Consider the following 18808-nt stretch of genomic DNA (forward strand, 5'->3'; position numbering starts at 1 on the left):
GTCCTCAGTCGTCTGGAATATGCGGAATACAAGTCGCCAATTTCAACCATTATGCAATTGGATGATTCAACCTTTCGCGCAGGTCCATGATTATTTTCTTTTCAAGCCGGGAAATATAGGACTGGGAAATTCCGAGTAATTCAGCAACTTCTTTCTGAGTCATTTCAATTTGCCCTGACAAACCAAAACGTTGTTCCATAATATAGCGTTCCCGCTCATCAAGCGTCATGATCGCGTCAATCATGTGCTGGCGTTCAATTTTCTTTTCAACATCGTCAATGATAATATGCTCATCTGTTCCAAGGATATCCGACAAAAGTAATTCATTGCCATCCGCGTCTGAATTAAGCGGTTCATCGAAAGATATTTCTGAACGCAATCTATTCGTTTTGCGTAGATGCATTAGAATTTCATTTTCAATACAACGTGACGCATAAGTTGCCAATTTTATATTTTTATCGGTTTTGAATGTCTCGATCGCCTTTATAAGTCCGATGGCACCAATACTAATGAGGTCTTCGATATGCGTATTCGTATTATCAAAACGTCGGGCGATATAAACGACCAGTCTAAGATTTTTTTCAATAAGGGTATCACGTGCATTCATATCTCCTTCCATGAATGCATGAATCGTTTTAGCTTCCTCTTCACGGTTTAATGGTTTGGGAAGTGACTCGTGTCCCCCAATATAGTATGTTCCATTTTTCCTTTTGAAAAAGCTGACTAGCATCGACATCCATTTCTTCATTTCAAGCAGCATGGACTTTTCCCCCTTCTTCGATTGTTGATTCCATTGCAGATACGTGTAAAATAGCTTCAGCACCATCCGGATAACGACGGTCGTTTTTTGTGAGTACGATGTATCCCGGTTGCAATTTCCCTCCATCCACAATCGTCCACTCTTCGAATTTAAAACCGACTGCCCATGACTGCCCTTGAACCGTCAACAGACGAATAAGTCGGATCTCCTTATGATAGGCGCTAGGAAACTTTGTCATCATGGGGGAACCACAGTGATCCCAAGCAAGTAGTGGCTCTACCAAATCCCCGGGTAAGTACTTTAAGACCTTATCAAAGGATACGAAATGGACCGGAGCACCCGACAAAGGCTCCGTGCAGCCGTTCCCTGAGTCAACAAATACATCGACCTCTATTTCAGAGTTCCAAATCCTGAGAATGGACGACGCACGTAGTGACGACACACTCCGTGCTGTCCTGACATCAAGCCATTTCCTTTTCATTAAAAATAGGGCGACATATGCAACAAGCGCATAAGATAGAACAGTCAATGTTGAATTGGTTAGATTGATGCGAAATTGAAGGGCTGTTAATAATCCTCCTGCAAAAACCGCCCCGATTACTACCATCGTTGCCGACTTTCTCCACGGTTCAAATGCTTTTCCAAAAGCACTCATTGTCATACCAAAAAAAGAGGCGATTATAGCGACGAATGATGTAGGAAAGAGAGTAACCGGCACGGAACCTACAAATGAAGCGAACACAAGACGTCTACGGGTAGTCTCAACGTTTCCTACCTTGTTCGCGAATAAGAGAATTGCGTAATTAAACAGCATGTTTAATACGATAATAAGTTCACCATACATAGACTGCCCTCCCCGATTTCAACAATAGCATCCATGCGATGAAACATTTGTCGGAATAGGCGCAGAAATAAAAAAAGAATTCGACAACTATTTCAGATTTTAAAAACGACTCGACAAACCCTCTAAAATAAAGACTTATTACGGGAAAAAATAATTCATCCTCTGTTTAACCGCAAAATATAAGGTATCAATCGATGATACAAAGTGTTTTATTTGGTGGAATTCATGCATTTTTAACACTAATCCAGGAGTAATTAAAAAACCATAGAACTACTATAGTTCTAGCTTATATCATCGATTTTTATACCAATTGTTCAAAGCTACTATTATTATTCAACAATATAATGTTTATAAATAAAAACCCTAATCCACACAATTCAAGCATGTGGACTAGGGTTTTTATTCAAAACTGCACTGGTTATTTAACTGTATTTTCGAACAAACAGAATTCAATGTTGACTTATTTTCGACGTTGCCTATTACGTAGAAATGTAGGGATGTCTAGTGCTTCTTCAGGCTGATTATTATTCTGCTGACGTCCCGATCCCTGTGGCTGTTGGAACTGATTCGTCTCTTCTAAGCGTTCCCTAATCGGAGACGGGTGTTCCTGATCACGAGCTTGTGAACGACTTGCACCAAAGCCTGAGCTCCTTGTAGGCCTTGGTTGAACTAATTGAACTTCGTTAAATCCTGTTGCAATAACCGTCACGATGATTTCATCTTTCAAATTATCGTTGATAACAGAACCGAAAATCATATTCACATCCTCATCTGAAGCAGAAGCAACGATATCTGCAGCTTCCTGCACTTCAAAAAGACTTAAATTCGAACCGCCAGTAATATTCATGAGTACGCCTTTCGCTCCATCAATTGAAGTCTCGAGCAATGGACTTGAAATGGCCTTCTTCGCCGCTTCTGCTGCTCGGTTTTCTCCAGTTGACATCCCAATTCCCATAAGGGCGGATCCCTTGTTTGCCATGATTGTCTTGACATCAGCGAAGTCGAGATTAATAAGTCCTGGGACGGCAATCAAATCTGAAATACCTTGTACTCCTTGACGAAGCACGTTATCCGCTTCACGAAATGCTTCTAACATCGGTGTATTCTTATCAACTATTTCAAGTAGTTTATCATTTGGAATAACAATTAATGTGTCAACAGCTTCTTTCATTGCCGCTATCCCACCCATTGCCTGCGTGGAGCGTTTCCGTCCTTCAAAGGTGAACGGTCTTGTAACAACCCCAACAGTAAGCGCTCCGAGATCTTTTGCAATTTGTGCAATAACTGGTGCAGCACCTGTTCCGGTACCTCCACCCATTCCCGCAGTAACGAAAACCATATCAGAACCTTTTAGCGCTTCTTCAATTTGCTCTCTACTCTCTTCGGCAGCCTTTTTACCAACTTCCGGATTTGCCCCTGCGCCAAGACCCCTTGTCAGTTTAGCACCAATTTGCAATTTCACTTCCGCACTTGAAAGATTGAGGGCTTGTGCGTCTGTATTTACGGCAATAAATTCTACACCCTGTACACCATATTCAATCATACGATTTACTGCATTATTTCCACCGCCACCCACACCAATCACTTTGATTACTGCAAGAGCGTCGATATTCGTATCAAATTCCAGCATCGTCTCTCCTCCTAATCCATCTTATACCGTTCGGGTCAATTATTAATCGATACTCACTCGAATAAATTGTCGAAAGCTTTCTTTGCCTTGTGTAATATGCCGGGCCTTTTTTCCTTATTTCGATCCATTGTTTTTTTCATATTGACCGGAGCTTGTGTTTGCTCTTCATTAGCCATAACTGCTGGCGTTTTCTGTACATGACCGAAATATGCATCCTGCATATGCGCATAACGTATAAGTCCTACCGCAGTCGTATACATCGGTTCCCTTACACCAATATATTCAGGTATATGGATACGTACTCTTGTTTTTAACACATGTCTTGCAAGTTGGAGAAGTCCATCAAGTTTCGTAATCCCACCAGTCAATACGATTCCCCCAGGTAGATCATGAACACCCATGCGGTACATTTCCTCCATGACCAAATCGAAAAGTTCTTCCAGTCGAACACCAATAATTTCCGATATATATCGTTGACTGTATTGATCTTTTGAATCAGCTCCGATGACAGGCACTTCAAACAACTCATCGTCTGATGCATCATCAGAGAAAGCATGTCCAAATTGGTGTTTGATTTTCCTTGCTTGTTCCGTTGGAGTTTTCAAAATGATTGATAGGTCTTTCGTTATATGATCCCCACCGACAGGTACAACTGTTGTAGCCATTAGCCGGTTTTCACCAAATATCGCAATTGTTGTAGAACCACCACCGATATCAATAAATGCAGTTCCATGATTCCTTTCATCTTCTGTTAAGGCAAACGTACCTGCTGCAAGTGGTTGTAAATAGATTTCCCTTATTACAAGACCTGCGCGCTCTACACAACGTAAAATGTTATGCACAAGTGTTTTCGAGGTCGTAACAAGCGTCCCATCCATTTCAAGTCGAACACCAATCATACCCCGCGGATCTGTTATTTCATTATAATCATCAACGATGAATTGTTTTGGAATAATATTAACGATTTCTCGTTCAGGTGGAACCGACATAACCTGTGCCGACTTCATAACCCGATCGAGATCATCATCTGTAATTTCACGATTTTCTGAGTTGACCGCTACTACACCTTTAACATCTTGCAATCTAATACCATTTGCAGGAATACCGAGAATGACTTCTTGGATTTGCATTCCAATCATACGCTCGGCTTGGTCAACCGCTTTACGAATTGAGCGTACGGTCGCATCAATGTCAATGATTGTTCCTTTTCGGATTCCAGCCGATTGAACGTTACCGACTCCAATTACGTGCAGAGAACCACCGTCTACTTCGCCGATCAATACTTTAACCGACGAAGAACCTATATCAAGTGATATGTATAATTCTGATTGGCTCATCTACTGGCACCTCCCATGGCAACTCTTACATCCCATTCTATTGTATTATGAGTGTACTGTCTAAATACTTTCGACATCTTTTGTCTAAATCCTTTCATTCGGAAGGATTTGTATCGGAAGCCTTACTTCGCTCTGTCCATTTAGCAAGAAGAATTCTTCTAATGATGGCAATGTTCTGAAATAGCCTAACACCGAATGCGAATACCGCAGCAAGATATAGATCCACTCCTAAATGCACCCCGAGGAACGCCAGACAGGCCGCTAAAGCGATGTTAAAGAAGAACCCAGATACAAACACCCGGTCATCATAGACTTGTTGTAAATGAGCCCGGATACCTCCGAAGAGCGTATCCAGTGCGGCGAGTACAGCAATCGATAAGTAATTGCCGTATTCTTGTGGAATTTGTATGTCTGATAAAAGCCCAAGTGAAATTCCAAGGATAAGTCCAAGCAAAGGTAACCACATTGTCATTCCCCTTTCGGCAATTCCTTTAAAAATTGATTTTCAAACATTTCGGGGGAGCCATGGATTTCTACAAACCTTTCAGGCTTCCCCACTTCAAGAATCAAATTATCAATATAGAAGTCATCGTGAATTGTTGATGCTGCCAAATAACTGTATAATTTTTCGCTATCCTTAAAGCTAGGCGAAATAATCTTCATCGAGACCGGAGGTGTTGAAACATTCAATCCGTTCACGGTCGTAATGCCATTAATATCCCTAATTGAGCTTAAAGTTGTAAAACGTTTACCATCAATTTCAAGAATAAGACCTTTAAAACGGTTAATTTCATTGACAAAACGAGTAAGTAAGTCCGGAGAAACGTCAGTAACTGGAATACCAAATGCTTCACTTTCAGCGGAAGGTTTCACTTTGATGATAATTCCAGTTCCTTGAATGTTTGTCATGCCCGCTTGACTATAAAGCTTGTCCACTGTTTCAGTTAGGGCTTTCCCTGTGTTTTCATCATTCAATGATTTATATGTAAATATCGTCTTATCAAGTTCACGAATCTCAGATAATAATTCAGAATGAAGCTGCTTTTCAACCGCAAGCTCATGACGAACCGCCCAAATATCCCTTGTATCACGTTCCTTCGGATTCTTCATTGAATTGTATTGGACAGCTGTCATAAAACCGACAGTCAGCAGGATCAATGTGAATTTCCAGTTTATCGTTTTTTTCACTCGACCATCTCCCTATACCAATACTCAACTTTCGTTCCGCAAGGCTGACAAACGGAGATCTTTTAATTGTTCCGTTGTGACGACTATGTTATCGCGGATTAGACCGTCAATTACACCGCCCTTCAATTGCAATGCAGAGGAAAGGACATTCATATCACCAATCGCATCGATGACGAAGGGAGCAGGATACATTCTCCCATCAACCGTGATAACTGGGCCTGTGCATTTGATATAGGAATTTGATGTAATTCTTTGCCCGTTGATCGCTAATCCTTGTGCTCCGGCAATTCTTAGTTCATTGACAACTCGGAGAATATGACTTTCATGAACGATATAATCATTCGGGTTTTGGTCAACCGGATCATAATCCGCATCTTTCAAAGTGATTTTAACACCTTGTCCAATGGCAGGGATGACGCCAAGCAGCAAGCGGAGGTCTTTTGCTTCTTCAACAAGATCAGCATAATCTTCTTCCCTCATAGAAAACGAGCGCTCATACTCACGTATATCCTCCTGCTTGGCGGCGATTTCATCAGATAACTCCTTGTTCCGTTCCTGTTGGTCAATCAGACTCCCACGGTATTCCTCCTCTTGAAGAAATGCCATCGATTCGAATTTACCAACTTCCTTGTTTGAACCGAAAGTTCGATACGAAAATGCGAGGATGAAACCGAGAACAAGGAAAACAACGGAAAAAATAATGTGTTTTCCTCTCTTCTTGTATGCATCATTCATCTTTTTCGTCAACAGAATCACCCTCCTTTTCTTCCCCATACTCTTTACTGAATGGAGTGAAGTATGCTCCAATTTCTATATCGATTATCCCCTTTTCATAGCCGTTTAGTTGTGCTATCATATCTGGGTAGTAAACCATACTTTCAGCAAACGTGGAAATAACAGCACGTACTTCATTTCCGTCATCCATATAAACAGTAAGACGATCTGGATCCACTTCTGTTCCCTCGTAAATAATTTCAGAAATAATTTGATAAATATTTTCATCCATTTTTAGAAGTTGGGCTATCAAACGTTTCTGAATACCTAAATCCTTGATATTGTTCAATACTGGAGCTTCTGCTTCTGGTAACAACATTCCAGCCGGTAACGTTTCTCCATTCTCCAACAGTAAACTATACTGCCCATCTTCCTCAATATAAGCAACTGTCTTCCACTCAGAAATAATAATTTCGATATCTCGTAACCACTTTCGCGACACCGTTACACCTTGGACACCATCAATTTTTTCAAGTGCATCTTTTATTTCTCCCGAACTAAAGCTCCAAAATGGACTTCCGACTGTTAAGCCACTTTGCACTTTATAAAAATCTGGATCCTGAAGAACCGCACCCATAACACTAATACTATCTACTTTACTAAGTGGTGACTGTAAATATAGGACCGCCAGTAGAGCAACAATGAACACTGTCAAGATGAACCGAAATTTCTTATTTGTCTTTCTTCGGCGCTTTTCCCGCATGGAAGGGATTCGCTCTTCGATGTCAATGACTTTTTCCATTTCGGCTCCTCCTTCATCTACCTTTTAGAATTCTTTGTAAAGTGCATGATTGTTCCCGCTGCCAACCATGTAGTCATCAATGATGAACCTCCATAGCTTATGAATGGCAATGTGACACCGGTTACTGGTAATAATCCTGATACGACACCAACATTCAGAAACGTTTGAAAAAAAATCATTGATCCCATTCCCGCTACCATAAGAAATGCATAGTTCCCTTTAGCCCTAATCGCAATTCCAAAAGTCGAAATCAACAGGATAGTGAAAAGGAAAAGAACAAACATAGCCCCGATAAATCCAGATTCCTCTGCAATAATTGAAAAGATGAAATCATTTTGAGGCTCCGGCAAATACAAGAACTTCTGGCGACTATTTCCATAGCCATGTCCAACTAACCCACCAGGCGCGATGGCAAAAAGCGACTGGATTCCTTGGAAACCCGTTCCAAGCGGATCATTCCATGGATCGATGTAAGACTTTATACGATTCAATCGATATGGCGCCGCAGCGATTAGTGCTACAAAAGCACCCACTCCTGCTACACCAAGGAATATAAAAAAACGGAGTGGATAACCTGCTATGAATAGAATAACAAACGAGGAGACAATCATGATGACGGCTGAACCCAAATCCGGTTGTAGCATGATAAGAATTCCTGGTAAAAGTATCAATCCTAGATGCTTGAACCGAAAAACGCCTTTTCTTCCTATTTTGTCCATGCTACATGCCAACTTGCCAATAAGTGCAACCTTTACAAATTCAGCTGGCTGGATACTGAACGGTCCAAAGGCAATCCAGCTCTGGGACCCGTTCCGAACTGCACCCACACCAGGGATAAGGACGGCAACGAGTAGCAAGATCGTTCCATAGTAGAGAATGGTCCATGTCCTAGGACTCGAAGTCAATGGACTTTTCATGATTGCAATTGCAATACCTATCGATACCACCATATAGATTGCCTGTTTTACAATGAATGGCGGGGAATTTGCGTAATGGACCGCTCCCCAATATGAACCAGCTGAATGGACGAAAGCCAATCCAATCAATGACAGCGCCACCGCCGAAATGATAAATGATGTTTTCAGCTTCCCTTCCAGTGAACGCATCCTTCCGCAATTTTAGTCAATCAATTAATAAATCCTCAGGAACAAATTCTACACGATTTCATCCAAGGATACCTTTACAGATTCATGACAACTTTATGACAGCTTCTATGAACTGATCTCCACGTGCTTCGAAGCTAGGGTACTGATCCCAACTTGCACATGCAGGTGATAATAGGACAATATCGCCAACGTCAGTGAGTGGATATGCTTTTAGCACAGCATCATTGACATCATCAGCATGAATAATTTTCGTAATACCACATGATGTTGCAAACTCCGCAAACTTTCCAGCAGTCTCTCCGAGGGTAACAACTGCTTTCACATTATTCATAAAAAGCCTTAATTCTTCGAATGAATGCCCTCGGTCTAGTCCGCCAGCGATAAGAACTATCGGCATGTCAAATGCCGCCAATGCACTTTTCGTTGCAAGTGTGTTCGTTGCTTTTGAATCATTATAAAAGGTCCGACCTTTTAATTCCTTTACAAATTGCGTTCGATGTCTAACACCAGTAAAAGAACTAAGCACATTCTCAATCGCCGCTTTATCGCAATTCAAAAGAATGGCAGCAGCTGTTGCGGCAAGAATATTCTCTAAGTTATGCTGACCTGGTAACTTGATGATAGAACGCTTTACGTAAGGTTCCCCATCCCAATATATTTGTTCGTCATCCGCTGATATGCCGGCACTTCTTATTCCCTTTAATGAAAATGGGACCTTTGTAGCCAATGAACGAGCCGCAAACTTACGTAGTTCAGCCTGATCTTCGTTATAAATGAAATAATCCTCTTGCGTTTGTTTTTCAGTTACCCTTGACTTTGCCACTGCATACGCTTCAGAAGTCCCATGGTAATCGAGATGTGCGTCATACAAATTCGTCCATATAGCGATTTTCGGACGGAATGCTTCTGTCCCCATTAATTGAAACGAGGATACTTCAAGGACGATGAAATTGTCTTCCGTTGCTTTTTCGGCCACTGTACAAGAAGCTGTTCCAATATTTCCCGCGATAAGTGGATGCTTCCCACCTATATTAAGCATATGGTATAACAGTGTCGTCGTCGTTGTTTTGCCGTTAGACCCTGTGATGGCGATAATCGGAGCCTCACTTATCCTAGAGGTAAGTTCAATCTCGGTCCACACTGGAATTCCTTTTTGAACCGCATCTACTACAACTGAATTACTATAGGGAATGCCCGGGTTTTTCACAATAAGTTCAAAACCTTCATCTAAAATCCCTTTCGGATGTCCGCCACAAATGACCTGAATCCCTTCCAAACGAAGCGCTGACGCCTCCTTATTTCCCTCTTCTGGAGATGCGTCATTTACTGTCACTTCTGCTCCGAGCGAATGGAGCAGCTTCGTCGCAGCATAGCCGCTTTTCGCAAGGCCAAGGACAAGGACTTTCATCTCTCTAAACTGGTTTACATTCTTCACTTACATCACCTCCATCAACACAGGGAGAATTGCTGCCAAGAAAGCGACTCCCCAAAAAACGATGACAATTTTCCATTCGGACCACCCTGACAGTTCGAAATGATGATGGATCGGACTCATTTTAAATACCCTCTTACCCGTTGTTTTAAAACTAATGACTTGGATAATAACAGAAAGTGTTTCAACAACATAAACAATTCCGATAACAAGCAAAAGAAATTCTTGTTTTATTAACACCGAAAGCATTGCCAGTGCCCCACCGAGTGCCAATGAACCTGTATCACCCATGAATACTTTTGCCGGCTTAACATTAAAGATTAAAAAACCAAGCATAGCTCCAGTAACCACAAATGCGAATATCGCGATATCATACTGTTCATATATGAGTGCATGAACTCCAAATGCACCGAAGGCAATTGATGATGTCCCCGCTACAAGTCCATCCAATCCATCTGATAAATTCACTGCATTGGAGAATCCGACAAGCCAAAAAATAAGAAAAGCCACATAAAATATGCCAAGCTCCATTTTGAATTCAGTGAATGGAATTTGAACCGTAGTATCGAAAGGCCCTAATTTAAGTAGGAAAAATGCAGCAACTGCAACAACTATTTGACCGATTAGTTTTTGGATAGACGTAAGCCCAAGATTCCTCTTCAAGACTACGATTATGAAGTCATCAAAAAAACCAATGAGTCCAAATCCAACGAGAACCAGCAACAGGACGATTGTCTGAGTTGTAAGTACATCGTATATGTATGAAAGGGAGAGCGTCGAAATGATAATCGAACCAATGAAGATAAGACCACCCATCGTAGGGGTTCCTGCTTTTTTTTGATGAGTTTTAGGTCCTTCCTCGCGGATGCTCTGCCCAAACTTCATCCTTCTAAGGGCAGGGATAATAACAAATCCCAGAATTACTGAAATGATGAATGCAACGGCTATCGCCGTCAAAGTAGTGACAAGTGTCATGATTTTTTCTCCTTCTATCTTCTGAAACAGTATTAATGCTTACGCTGTGTCAGCCTTTTCATTTAACTAGTTATTCTGTATAGACATGAATGACATCTTCCACGGAGATTAATGTGTTCGCTACTGGTAACTGAGTCTTCACTTGTTCCCCAGAACCATGCCATTCGATTTGAAACGTATGCAATTGGCTAGTAATCATCCCTTTGGTCATACCTGTAAGATCTGGTGCCCGCTGTGTCAACGCATCGCCCCATTTGTATTCTTTTTCGATTTGTCCTTTCCTCACTGTAATTCCTGCGAGTGGAGCAATCTCCTCCATAATACGACCAACGATTGGAGCGGCAATGACACCACCAAACTGGACCGAATTCTTCGGGCCGTCAACAGCAACATAAACGAGCAACTCTGGATCATCCGCTGGTGCAAAACCAATGAACGAGACGATATAATCACCATCTTTATATCTTCCATCCACTACCTTCTGAGCAGTCCCCGTTTTCCCTCCAACGCGTAAACCATCTGTGAATGCCTTTCCCCCTGAACCTTTTGCCACGACTGATTCCAGCGCTTCCCTCACGTGCTTTGAGGCTTCATCCCCGATGACACGTCTTTGCATTTCAGGACCAAATGAGCGAACTGCCTTCCCTTTATCATCCGTAATTTCTTTCACGATATACGGGCGGTAAAGATATCCACCGTTTATGGCCGCTGCTACCGCTTGCACTTGTTGGATTGGGGTCACTGAGATTCCTTGGCCGAATGCAGTCGTCGCTTGCTCAACGGGACCGAAATTCTTTTCAGAAAAAAGAATTCCTTTGGATTCCCCCGCAATTCCAGATTCGGTCGACTGTCCGAAACCGAAATCTCGGATATATTTCCCAAGTGTTTCTCCACCTAAACGTTGACCAATTTCAACAAATCCCGGGTTGCATGAATTCTCGACGACTTCCAAAAATGACTGATGCTTATGCCCGCTTCGTTTCCAACAACGAAGTCTCGCTTTGCCAATCATCACATAACCAGGATCATGAAAATGATCTTGATGCAAATCAATGACTTTTTCTTCGAGACCCGCTGCGAGCGTAACGATTTTGAATGTCGAGCCCGGCTCAAATGTCATCCAAACAGGTAAGTTGCGATTATAGATACTTTGATCCACATCTTTGTAGTCAGACGGATGAAAAGTAGGCGCGGATGCGAGTGATAATAATTCTCCCGTCTTCGGGTTCATGACTATAGCGAGTGCTTGGGTCGCATCATACTTCTCCATCGCCTGCACTAATTCGCGTTCTACAATCTTCTGCATGCGTACATCAATTGTCAATTCGACATTTGCGCCCTTTACACCTGTCTTAAAACCATCATCCACATGTGGAAGCGGTAATCCTATCGCATCTGTATATAAGCGAATACGATCGCCAGTTCCAAGCAAGAATTCATCATATGCGTATTCGATACCAGCTAATCCTTTACCATCATACCCTGTAAAGCCAATCAATCTCGATAGTAATTCACCATTCGGGTAATGCCTGACAAAGTCAACTCCCGTATATAATCCATCTATTTGAAGACGGGAAATTTCATCCGACAGTTCTTTTGTAATGTTTTTCCCTTCAGGTGCTAGCTTGACCATGACTTCCCTTTGCGACATCTTTTTAGCCAGTTTAGCCTCATCCACACCTAGAATTGCTGCAAGCGGCTTCGACGAGTTTTTTATATCCCGATTTTGGGTTGGCATAAAGTACAATGTCGGTGCTAGCCTATTACCGACAATGAGATTTCCATTCCGATCCAAAATATCTCCGCGCATTCCACCAAATGGGATTTCACGATCCCAACTCGCTTCCGCGCGGTCTTTGAGTATTTCATGTTTAATAATTTGTACATGAAAAAGCTTTCCCACAACCATGGCTAGCGACAGGATAAACAGGACGAATATCGCCCTTATTCTCTTTTTCGATTGGTATCCTATAACCGTTCGCAATGTTCATACACCCCACGTTTTTCTATTAACGTATGATGTAGTACAGAATGCTATTCGTCAACCACCAGTAATATCCTCTTCTTCCGGTGCCTCTCCCCTAGATTTATAAATTTCAGATGGCGATTTCAATTGGATGACAACCGGTTCATCAAGCCCTATTTCTGTCCCTTTTGAAAGACTCTGCTCTGTGACATATCCGTCACCATTAATGCGTATATCAAACCCAGATAACATTTTATATGAAAGAACCATTTTTTTCGACCACCCTGTAAAATTCGGGAGTGTCGTCACACCTTTTGTCTGTAATAAGACGATTGAACCTTCCGCTAGTTTCGTACCTGCTTGCGGGTATTGGAGGTCGATTGTCCCTCCTTCACCGATGACGATTGGATTGAAGCCACCTTGTTGAATTTCCCCAATCGCTTCAGCCGTATTTTTCCCGGTGAAATCTTGGACGACTGTCGCCTCAATGATTTCTTCTCCTTGGGGAACGATATTCATGTATTTCAAACTACCTTCCATGATGGAGGTGAACAATTTAGCAACCGGATCCGAACCGGTTTGCCCTTCCTTCAATTTCGGCTGCTGTACATAGACGTATGTAAGCAACTGGGGATCATCCACAGGTGCCATTCCAAGGAATGAATACAGATAGTTTCCACCGCCCGCCATATACTCCCGTCCCCCAGCTTTCGGAATCTCTGCCGTACCTGTCTTTCCGCCAACCGTATACCCATTTAAAGCAAACTTCTTTCCTGTTCCTTTTTCACCTGTAACGGTCGAAGCAAGTATTTCCCTTACTTTTTTTGCGGTGTCAGCAGATATGGGACTCTCGCGTTCTTCAGGATTTTGATCTTTCACTGTTTTTTCCGTGTTAGGATTCGTGATTTTATCAATTACATACGGTTTCATCATGACGCCATTATTTGCGATTGAGGTAGTCGCCTGGATTATCTGCATAGCCGTCACTGTAGAACCTTGTCCATAAGATGTCGTTAGCCGTTCACTTGGATATCTATCTAAAATTACGCCAGGTGTTTCTCTTGGTAAGTCAATTCCCGTTTTTTCACCGAAACCAAACTTTCGAATATACTCAATGAATTTTTTATCCCCAAGACGTTCCAATAAATAGGCCATTGATGTATTTGAGGATCTTTGGAACCCTTCCAAGAATGTGATTGTTCCCCATCCTGTACGGTTAACGTCTCGAATTGTCTTATCAAATATTTTGTACTGACCCGATTTAAAGTAAGCATCTGGATCCCATTTTTCCTCTTCGATTGCAGCAGCTAATGTAAACATCTTCAATGTTGAACCTGGCTCAATCGTTGTTTCTAACGATTCATTCAACCAGTTTTCGGTAAGTCCTTCTCGTGTAGCAGGATGAAAAGCAGGACGTTGGCTCATCGCAAGAATCTTACCTGTTTTCGGATCTGCAACAACGACCAACATCTTTTTCGGTGAATATTCTTTCTCCACACGGGTCATCGCGTCTTCCACAAAGTTCTGGATTGTCTTATCGATTGTTAGTTGAATTTCATAGCCATCCTTTGCGGCAATAACTGCCTTGTCGGATTTCGGTAATGTGAAACCCCAGCGATCGGATTTGAAATTCGTTTTTCCATCCGTACCCGTTAATTCTTTATCATATGTTTGTTCAAGTCCCATTTTTCCAATAGTAGATTCCTTTCCTTCGGCATCTTTCTCCTTCATAGAAAAACCTATCAAGTAGGAAGCAAATATACCATTCGGATAAAATCTTTTTTTCTCTTCAATTAAAAGTATTCCCGGAAGCTTTTTTTCTTTGATGGCAAGTACATTTTCATGACTAATATCTTGGCCAGCTTTCCCAAACTCCACTTGGTATATTTCTCTCTCAGGGTCCTTAGGGTCTCTGAAGTTCTTGGCGTTTTTCATCTTCGTAAGTATCGTTTCTTTTTCCAACGGAATATATTCGGCAAGAGCTTCCGCCGTCTTTTCATAGTCAATGACATGCTTAGGAGTTTTTGACCCTCCTTTACTCGCTTTTTCACTCAATACGGCAACAAGTCGGTAACTTAACGTATCTGATGCAATCAATTCACCATTCCGATCAACAATTGTCCCGCGATTGGCTTTTAATATCGATTCTCTTGCGTATTTCGCCTCCGCAAGAGATGCCATTACTTTACCCTCAGCTTGTCCGGTCGCCTGAATAAAGAGCATTCTCCCGAACAAAAGTAAAAAGAGCCCTCCATAAACTAAAAACATTAGAAAGGCTCCCCATTGGAATCGAAATTTCTTTTTCATCGTCCTGGCACGACCTTTACGTTGCTATCGTTCAGATTCAAGCCGAGTTCTTTAGCTTTCTTCCAAATCGCATCATATGTTGATCTTTGCTTTACTTGATTGGACAATTCCATATTCTGTTTTCCCATTTCCGTAATTTCGTTGCCGACCATCTCAACTGCCCTGTTCGCGTCATTAATTTGAGCTTGTGTTTGTAAAATCAAAGTTGAGAAAAAGACGAGAATTGTTGAAAATAGCACGAATAGGACCTTTTCCCCGACTGAAAAAACTTTTCGGTAAGGACGAATTTGAGGTTGTTTTTTTGGTACTTCTGGTATTTCAATCTCGCGTACGAAAGTCGTCTGGTATTTTCTCTGTTCAAGCGCCATTCAACAATTCCCCTTTCCCTTTCACTTTCACTTTCTTTCAGCTATCCTGAGTTTCGCGGATCTCGCCCGCTTATTCTCTTCTATCTCTTTTTCACCTGGTATAATTGGTTTTCTTGTTACGAGCTTCATAATAGGCTCCATGCCTTCTGGGATCATTGGTAAATTAGGCGGCAAATCTGGGTAAGATGAAGCTTCCTTGAAAATCGTCTTGCATAACCGATCTTCTAGGGAGTGAAACGTAATGACACTTAAACGGCCACCAGGATTAAGCAACGTAATCGCTTCTGTCAGCGACTCCTCTGCAGCTCCGAGTTCATCATTCACCGCAATTCGAATTGCTTGAAAAACCCTTTTTGCAGGGTGTCCTCCAGTCCTTCTTGCAGCTGCTGGAATACCCGATTTAACTAGTTCAGCTAGCTCAGCAGTCGTTTGAATGGGTGCTTGTTGACGTGCATCCTCAATTTTACGTGCAATCCTTTTTGAGAATTTCTCTTCCCCGTAACGGAAAAAGATGCGCACAAGATCTTCATATGACCAATCATTGACTACATCATGAGCAGTCAGTGGGGCACTCATATCCATTCGCATATCGAGCGGCGCATCATGATTATAGCTGAACCCTCGCTCAGGTGTATCTAGTTGCGGTGATGAAACGCCCAAATCATAAAGGATTCCATCCACCGATGATAGTCCAATTTTCTCTAACTCAGATTTCAAATTCCTGAAATTCGAATGAACAAACGTCACTTGTGGAAGGTATTCCTCCAACCGTTCTTTTGCAACTTCGATTGCAGTCAAATCCTGATCGAAACAGATGAGTCTGCCTTTAGGTGATAAACGCTTTGCTATTTCTTTACTGTGACCGGCTCCTCCAAGCGTGCAGTCGACATATAAGCCATCGCCTTTTATAGCTAATCCTTCGACGGCTTCATGGAGTAATACCGTTGTATGGTTGAATATTGAAACCGCCCTCTTTCAGTGCTTCTTATTTTTTAACAACCTTTTTTAGAAATCAAAATCGATAATGTTTTCTGCAATTTCATTGAACGATTGTTCAGATTCATCATAATAGGTATCCCATAATGGTTTGGACCAGATTTCGATACGACCCGAAACACCGAGTATGACACAGTCTTTTTCAACCTTTGCGTAATAAAGCAATGAAGATGGGATATTGATGCGACCCTGCTTATCGAGTTCCACTTCTGTAGCACCAGAAAAGAAAAAACGGGTGAATGCGCGGGCATCTTTTTTCGTCACAGGCAAAGTTTTAAGCTTTTCTTCGAGACGTTGCCATTCATCCATCGGGTAACCAAAGAGACAGTTGTCTAGACCACGCGTCAATATGAAACTATCCCCTAGATGTTCCCGAAATTTCGAAGGAACAATTAAGCGACCTTTTGTATCGACAGTATGGTGATATTCGCCCATGAACATACTCTTCACCCCACGATATGAACTTAATGTACCACATCCCCCCACAATCCTCCACTATTTTTTAAATATTCCACCCGATTCCGCTCAAAAATAGGTAAATAGAACTCTTTTCAAGGAGCTTCGAGCAAAAAAAAATTAGAACATGTAATCGGACGAGTGTCATTCTGGAAAAATAATGGAAAAACTCTTACCTGCACAACTGTGCTTGCAAGAGTGTCCGAAGAGTTATCCTTATGAAAGAAAACATTCTTCTCCAACCTAAATCATTTAGATTTCGAGGAAAGAGACTTCTACCCTAGTAGGTTAAAGGTAAATTATTTTATGTGTTCCATCCATTTCAAACGGCAACTCAAGGAGATCACTGATGAGTGTCGGTCCATAACCGTTAAAATACGTATAGGGTGTATAAACTCGTTCTTGTAAACCACCTTCTGGAAACAACTCACCTTCAAGTAATCCAAACGCACGAAGAGTTGCATTATGTTTCAACAGGAGTGCTTCTTCTGACTTTTCTTTCATATAATTAAGTTGTTTTGAATGGTTGTGAAGATTTTTGTCAAGCAATCCTTGCATCTTACCCCCCTGCTTCTCAACAAGTCCAGCGATTTTTTTATACTGTATATTCAGCATTTCCCTAGTTTCATCCAAAATCAAGTCAATACGTTTCTCATGTAAACTTTCGATGAATTGCTTTCGGGCAGCATCTACTTTCCCAGACATCACATCCCCAACAGTAAACGATTTACTTTCCAGTGCACGTTTTACTTGAGGGGTGATCAAAGTCATTGACATTCGGGGAACAATAATCGGCATTTTCATACCAAGATGATGAAATGCTTCTTTCAACAAGGCCCAATAGGCAATCTCCCCTGGCCCTCCAACAAATGCCAGTACCGGCAATACCATATCCTGCATAAGCGGTCTTGTAGCCACGTTATTGCTCAGAAGCCATGGTTCGTCTTTGGCGATCCGGTGCATATCAGCTTTAGAAAACTGGATACCTGTACTACCATTGACGAAATATCCATTTTCTCTTGACAGGAGAACCCGCCCTGTTTCATGAACATAAAACAGATTTGCAGCGTCTATTTCAACCCCCATCGGATCACCGAATCCGAGCTGCGCAAATCGTTTTTCTTTATCGAAAATCAATTGTGCAATGGTTTCGGATTCTGCGATGAATTGACCAAAGTAGTCCGCTTCAAGCTCCCGTAACGGTTTAAATGCTGAATCGATGAACAATAAACCTTCCTCTTCGAATAATCCATTCATAAGTCGAACGAAAAAATTTGTGAATGTAGTTTCTCTCTCTACTGCGCTAAGTACTTCATCCAACACATTTTTCGTATACGCAGTTTCACCGAAATCTGCGAAAATATTTTTAACGAACGATGCCATCTGCTCTTTATCGTATACCGCGTCTGAAGCCATTAGCTTCAATACGAATTTTTCACGGTATTGGCTCTTTACCTGTCTGCCATCTATTTCCGTGTAAACGTGATTGATTTCATTCAAATCATGATCTTCTCCGGCAACCCAAAATACGGGAATAACAGGAACACCGAGTGCCTGACGTTGTTTTTTTGCCAACAAAATAACCGTTATTGCTTTATGTATGGAATATAATGGTCCGGTCAATATACCCGCTTGTTGGCCTCCTACAATCGCAACTGCATCTTCCGATAATTCCACAATATGTTTATTCGCCTTCTCAGAAATTCCGAACGGTTCCATGAATGAATGAATCATTTCTGCGAGCTGACGTCTTTCATATATACGACTTGCAAGCTCCTTTAGCCTCTCAGGATAGGAGCTTTCTTGATTTTCATAATCAAAAAAAGTATGTAAGAAATCCTTATCATCATTGTACGCTTGCATCACTTTATTTTTCTCTTGAAGTGACAATACTTCCAATTCCATCATTCATACCCCTTTATAATGA

The 18808-nt window shown here is 41.7% G+C and carries 17 protein-coding genes; all 17 read right to left on the reverse strand.

From position 1 onward, the window contains the following. Window positions 1-49: 49 nt before the first annotated feature. The 17 genes from sigE to bshC all read right to left on the reverse strand — a co-directional run bounded on the left by sigE (window position 50) and on the right by bshC (window position 18786). Entirely contained in the window at window positions 50-760 is a 711-nt protein-coding gene (gene sigE, locus H4683_RS03085; protein WP_192597363.1) for an RNA polymerase sporulation sigma factor SigE, read from the reverse strand. Further along, on the reverse strand, window positions 750-1604 hold the full coding sequence (locus H4683_RS03090; protein ID WP_192597364.1) for a sigma-E processing peptidase SpoIIGA: 855 nt from the start codon (window positions 1602-1604) through the stop codon (window positions 750-752). The genes sigE and H4683_RS03090 overlap by 11 nt, the downstream gene beginning before the upstream one ends. 460 nt (window positions 1605-2064) lie before the next feature. Continuing rightward, window positions 2065-3234 (reverse strand): cell division protein FtsZ, encoded by a 1170-nt coding sequence (gene ftsZ, locus H4683_RS03095; RefSeq protein WP_192597365.1) that lies wholly within the window; start codon window positions 3232-3234, stop codon window positions 2065-2067. A gap of 53 nt (window positions 3235-3287) precedes the next feature. After that, window positions 3288-4571: a cell division protein FtsA gene (gene ftsA / locus H4683_RS03100; RefSeq protein WP_192597366.1), complete on the reverse strand. Its 1284-nt coding sequence runs from the start codon at window positions 4569-4571 to the stop codon at window positions 3288-3290. 94 nt (window positions 4572-4665) lie between these two features. Further along, the gene (locus tag H4683_RS03105; RefSeq protein ID WP_192597367.1) at window positions 4666-5037 is read right to left on the reverse strand and encodes a small basic family protein; all 372 of its coding nucleotides are present in this window, start codon (window positions 5035-5037) and stop codon (window positions 4666-4668) included. Window positions 5038-5039: 2 nt separating this feature from the next. Further along, window positions 5040-5759 carry a DUF881 domain-containing protein gene (locus H4683_RS03110; RefSeq protein WP_338062380.1) on the reverse strand — a complete coding sequence of 240 codons (720 nt, stop codon included), beginning with the start codon at window positions 5757-5759 and terminating at the stop codon, window positions 5040-5042. Window positions 5760-5783: 24 nt separating this feature from the next. Then, window positions 5784-6506 (reverse strand): DUF881 domain-containing protein, encoded by a 723-nt coding sequence (locus H4683_RS03115; RefSeq protein WP_338062381.1) that lies wholly within the window; start codon window positions 6504-6506, stop codon window positions 5784-5786. Then, complete coding sequence (locus tag H4683_RS03120) at window positions 6487-7275, reverse strand: cell division protein FtsQ/DivIB (protein ID WP_192597368.1); 789 nt, start codon at window positions 7273-7275, stop codon at window positions 6487-6489. The genes H4683_RS03115 and H4683_RS03120 overlap by 20 nt, the downstream gene beginning before the upstream one ends. Before the next feature lie 17 nt (window positions 7276-7292). After that, entirely contained in the window at window positions 7293-8381 is a 1089-nt protein-coding gene (gene ftsW, locus H4683_RS03125; RefSeq protein WP_192597369.1) for a putative lipid II flippase FtsW, read from the reverse strand. Between the two features lie 82 nt (window positions 8382-8463). After that, window positions 8464-9816 carry a UDP-N-acetylmuramoyl-L-alanine--D-glutamate ligase gene (murD, locus tag H4683_RS03130; protein WP_192597370.1) on the reverse strand — a complete coding sequence of 451 codons (1353 nt, stop codon included), beginning with the start codon at window positions 9814-9816 and terminating at the stop codon, window positions 8464-8466. After that, complete coding sequence (gene mraY / locus H4683_RS03135; RefSeq protein ID WP_192597371.1) at window positions 9817-10788, reverse strand: phospho-N-acetylmuramoyl-pentapeptide-transferase; 972 nt, start codon at window positions 10786-10788, stop codon at window positions 9817-9819. It lies immediately after the preceding gene. A gap of 70 nt (window positions 10789-10858) precedes the next feature. Further along, the gene (locus H4683_RS03140) at window positions 10859-12772 is read right to left on the reverse strand and encodes a penicillin-binding transpeptidase domain-containing protein (RefSeq protein WP_420826534.1); all 1914 of its coding nucleotides are present in this window, start codon (window positions 12770-12772) and stop codon (window positions 10859-10861) included. Between the two features lie 57 nt (window positions 12773-12829). After that, entirely contained in the window at window positions 12830-15022 is a 2193-nt protein-coding gene (locus tag H4683_RS03145) for a penicillin-binding protein (RefSeq protein ID WP_192597372.1), read from the reverse strand. 35 nt (window positions 15023-15057) lie between these two features. Further along, window positions 15058-15429, reverse strand: coding sequence for a cell division protein FtsL (gene ftsL, locus H4683_RS03150; protein ID WP_192597373.1), 372 nt, complete (start codon window positions 15427-15429; stop codon window positions 15058-15060). Between the two features lie 27 nt (window positions 15430-15456). Further along, a complete protein-coding gene (gene rsmH, locus H4683_RS03155) occupies window positions 15457-16389 on the reverse strand; it encodes a 16S rRNA (cytosine(1402)-N(4))-methyltransferase RsmH (RefSeq protein WP_192597468.1) in 933 nt (310 codons plus the stop codon). Between the two features lie 45 nt (window positions 16390-16434). After that, window positions 16435-16866, reverse strand: coding sequence for a division/cell wall cluster transcriptional repressor MraZ (gene mraZ / locus H4683_RS03160; protein ID WP_192597374.1), 432 nt, complete (start codon window positions 16864-16866; stop codon window positions 16435-16437). A gap of 303 nt (window positions 16867-17169) precedes the next feature. Beyond that, a complete protein-coding gene (gene bshC, locus H4683_RS03165) occupies window positions 17170-18786 on the reverse strand; it encodes a bacillithiol biosynthesis cysteine-adding enzyme BshC (protein ID WP_192597375.1) in 1617 nt (538 codons plus the stop codon). Window positions 18787-18808 lie beyond the last annotated feature (22 nt).

The sequence above is a fragment of the Sporosarcina limicola genome (genome assembly GCF_014873855.1).
In the GTDB taxonomy this organism is placed as follows: Bacteria; Bacillota; Bacilli; order Bacillales_A; family Planococcaceae; genus Sporosarcina; species Sporosarcina limicola.

Bases quoted from the DNA above. Each gene is read 5' to 3' on its own strand.
- sigE (WP_192597363.1), bottom strand. From the start codon at position 760: ATGCTGCTTGAAATGAAGAAATGGATGTCGATGCTAGTCAGCTTTTTC.
- H4683_RS03090 (WP_192597364.1), bottom strand. From the start codon at position 1,604: ATGTATGGTGAACTTATTATCGTATTAAACATGCTGTTTAATTACGCA.
- ftsZ (WP_192597365.1), bottom strand. From the start codon at position 3,234: ATGCTGGAATTTGATACGAATATCGACGCTCTTGCAGTAATCAAAGTG.
- ftsA (WP_192597366.1), bottom strand. From the start codon at position 4,571: ATGAGCCAATCAGAATTATACATATCACTTGATATAGGTTCTTCGTCG.
- H4683_RS03105 (WP_192597367.1), bottom strand. From the start codon at position 5,037: ATGTGGTTACCTTTGCTTGGACTTATCCTTGGAATTTCACTTGGGCTT.
- H4683_RS03120 (WP_192597368.1), bottom strand. From the start codon at position 7,275: ATGGAAAAAGTCATTGACATCGAAGAGCGAATCCCTTCCATGCGGGAA.
- ftsW (WP_192597369.1), bottom strand. From the start codon at position 8,381: ATGCGTTCACTGGAAGGGAAGCTGAAAACATCATTTATCATTTCGGCG.
- mraY (WP_192597371.1), bottom strand. From the start codon at position 10,788: ATGACACTTGTCACTACTTTGACGGCGATAGCCGTTGCATTCATCATT.
- H4683_RS03145 (WP_192597372.1), bottom strand. From the start codon at position 15,022: ATGTTTTTAGTTTATGGAGGGCTCTTTTTACTTTTGTTCGGGAGAATG.
- ftsL (WP_192597373.1), bottom strand. From the start codon at position 15,429: ATGGCGCTTGAACAGAGAAAATACCAGACGACTTTCGTACGCGAGATT.
- mraZ (WP_192597374.1), bottom strand. From the start codon at position 16,866: ATGTTCATGGGCGAATATCACCATACTGTCGATACAAAAGGTCGCTTA.
- bshC (WP_192597375.1), bottom strand. From the start codon at position 18,786: ATGGAATTGGAAGTATTGTCACTTCAAGAGAAAAATAAAGTGATGCAA.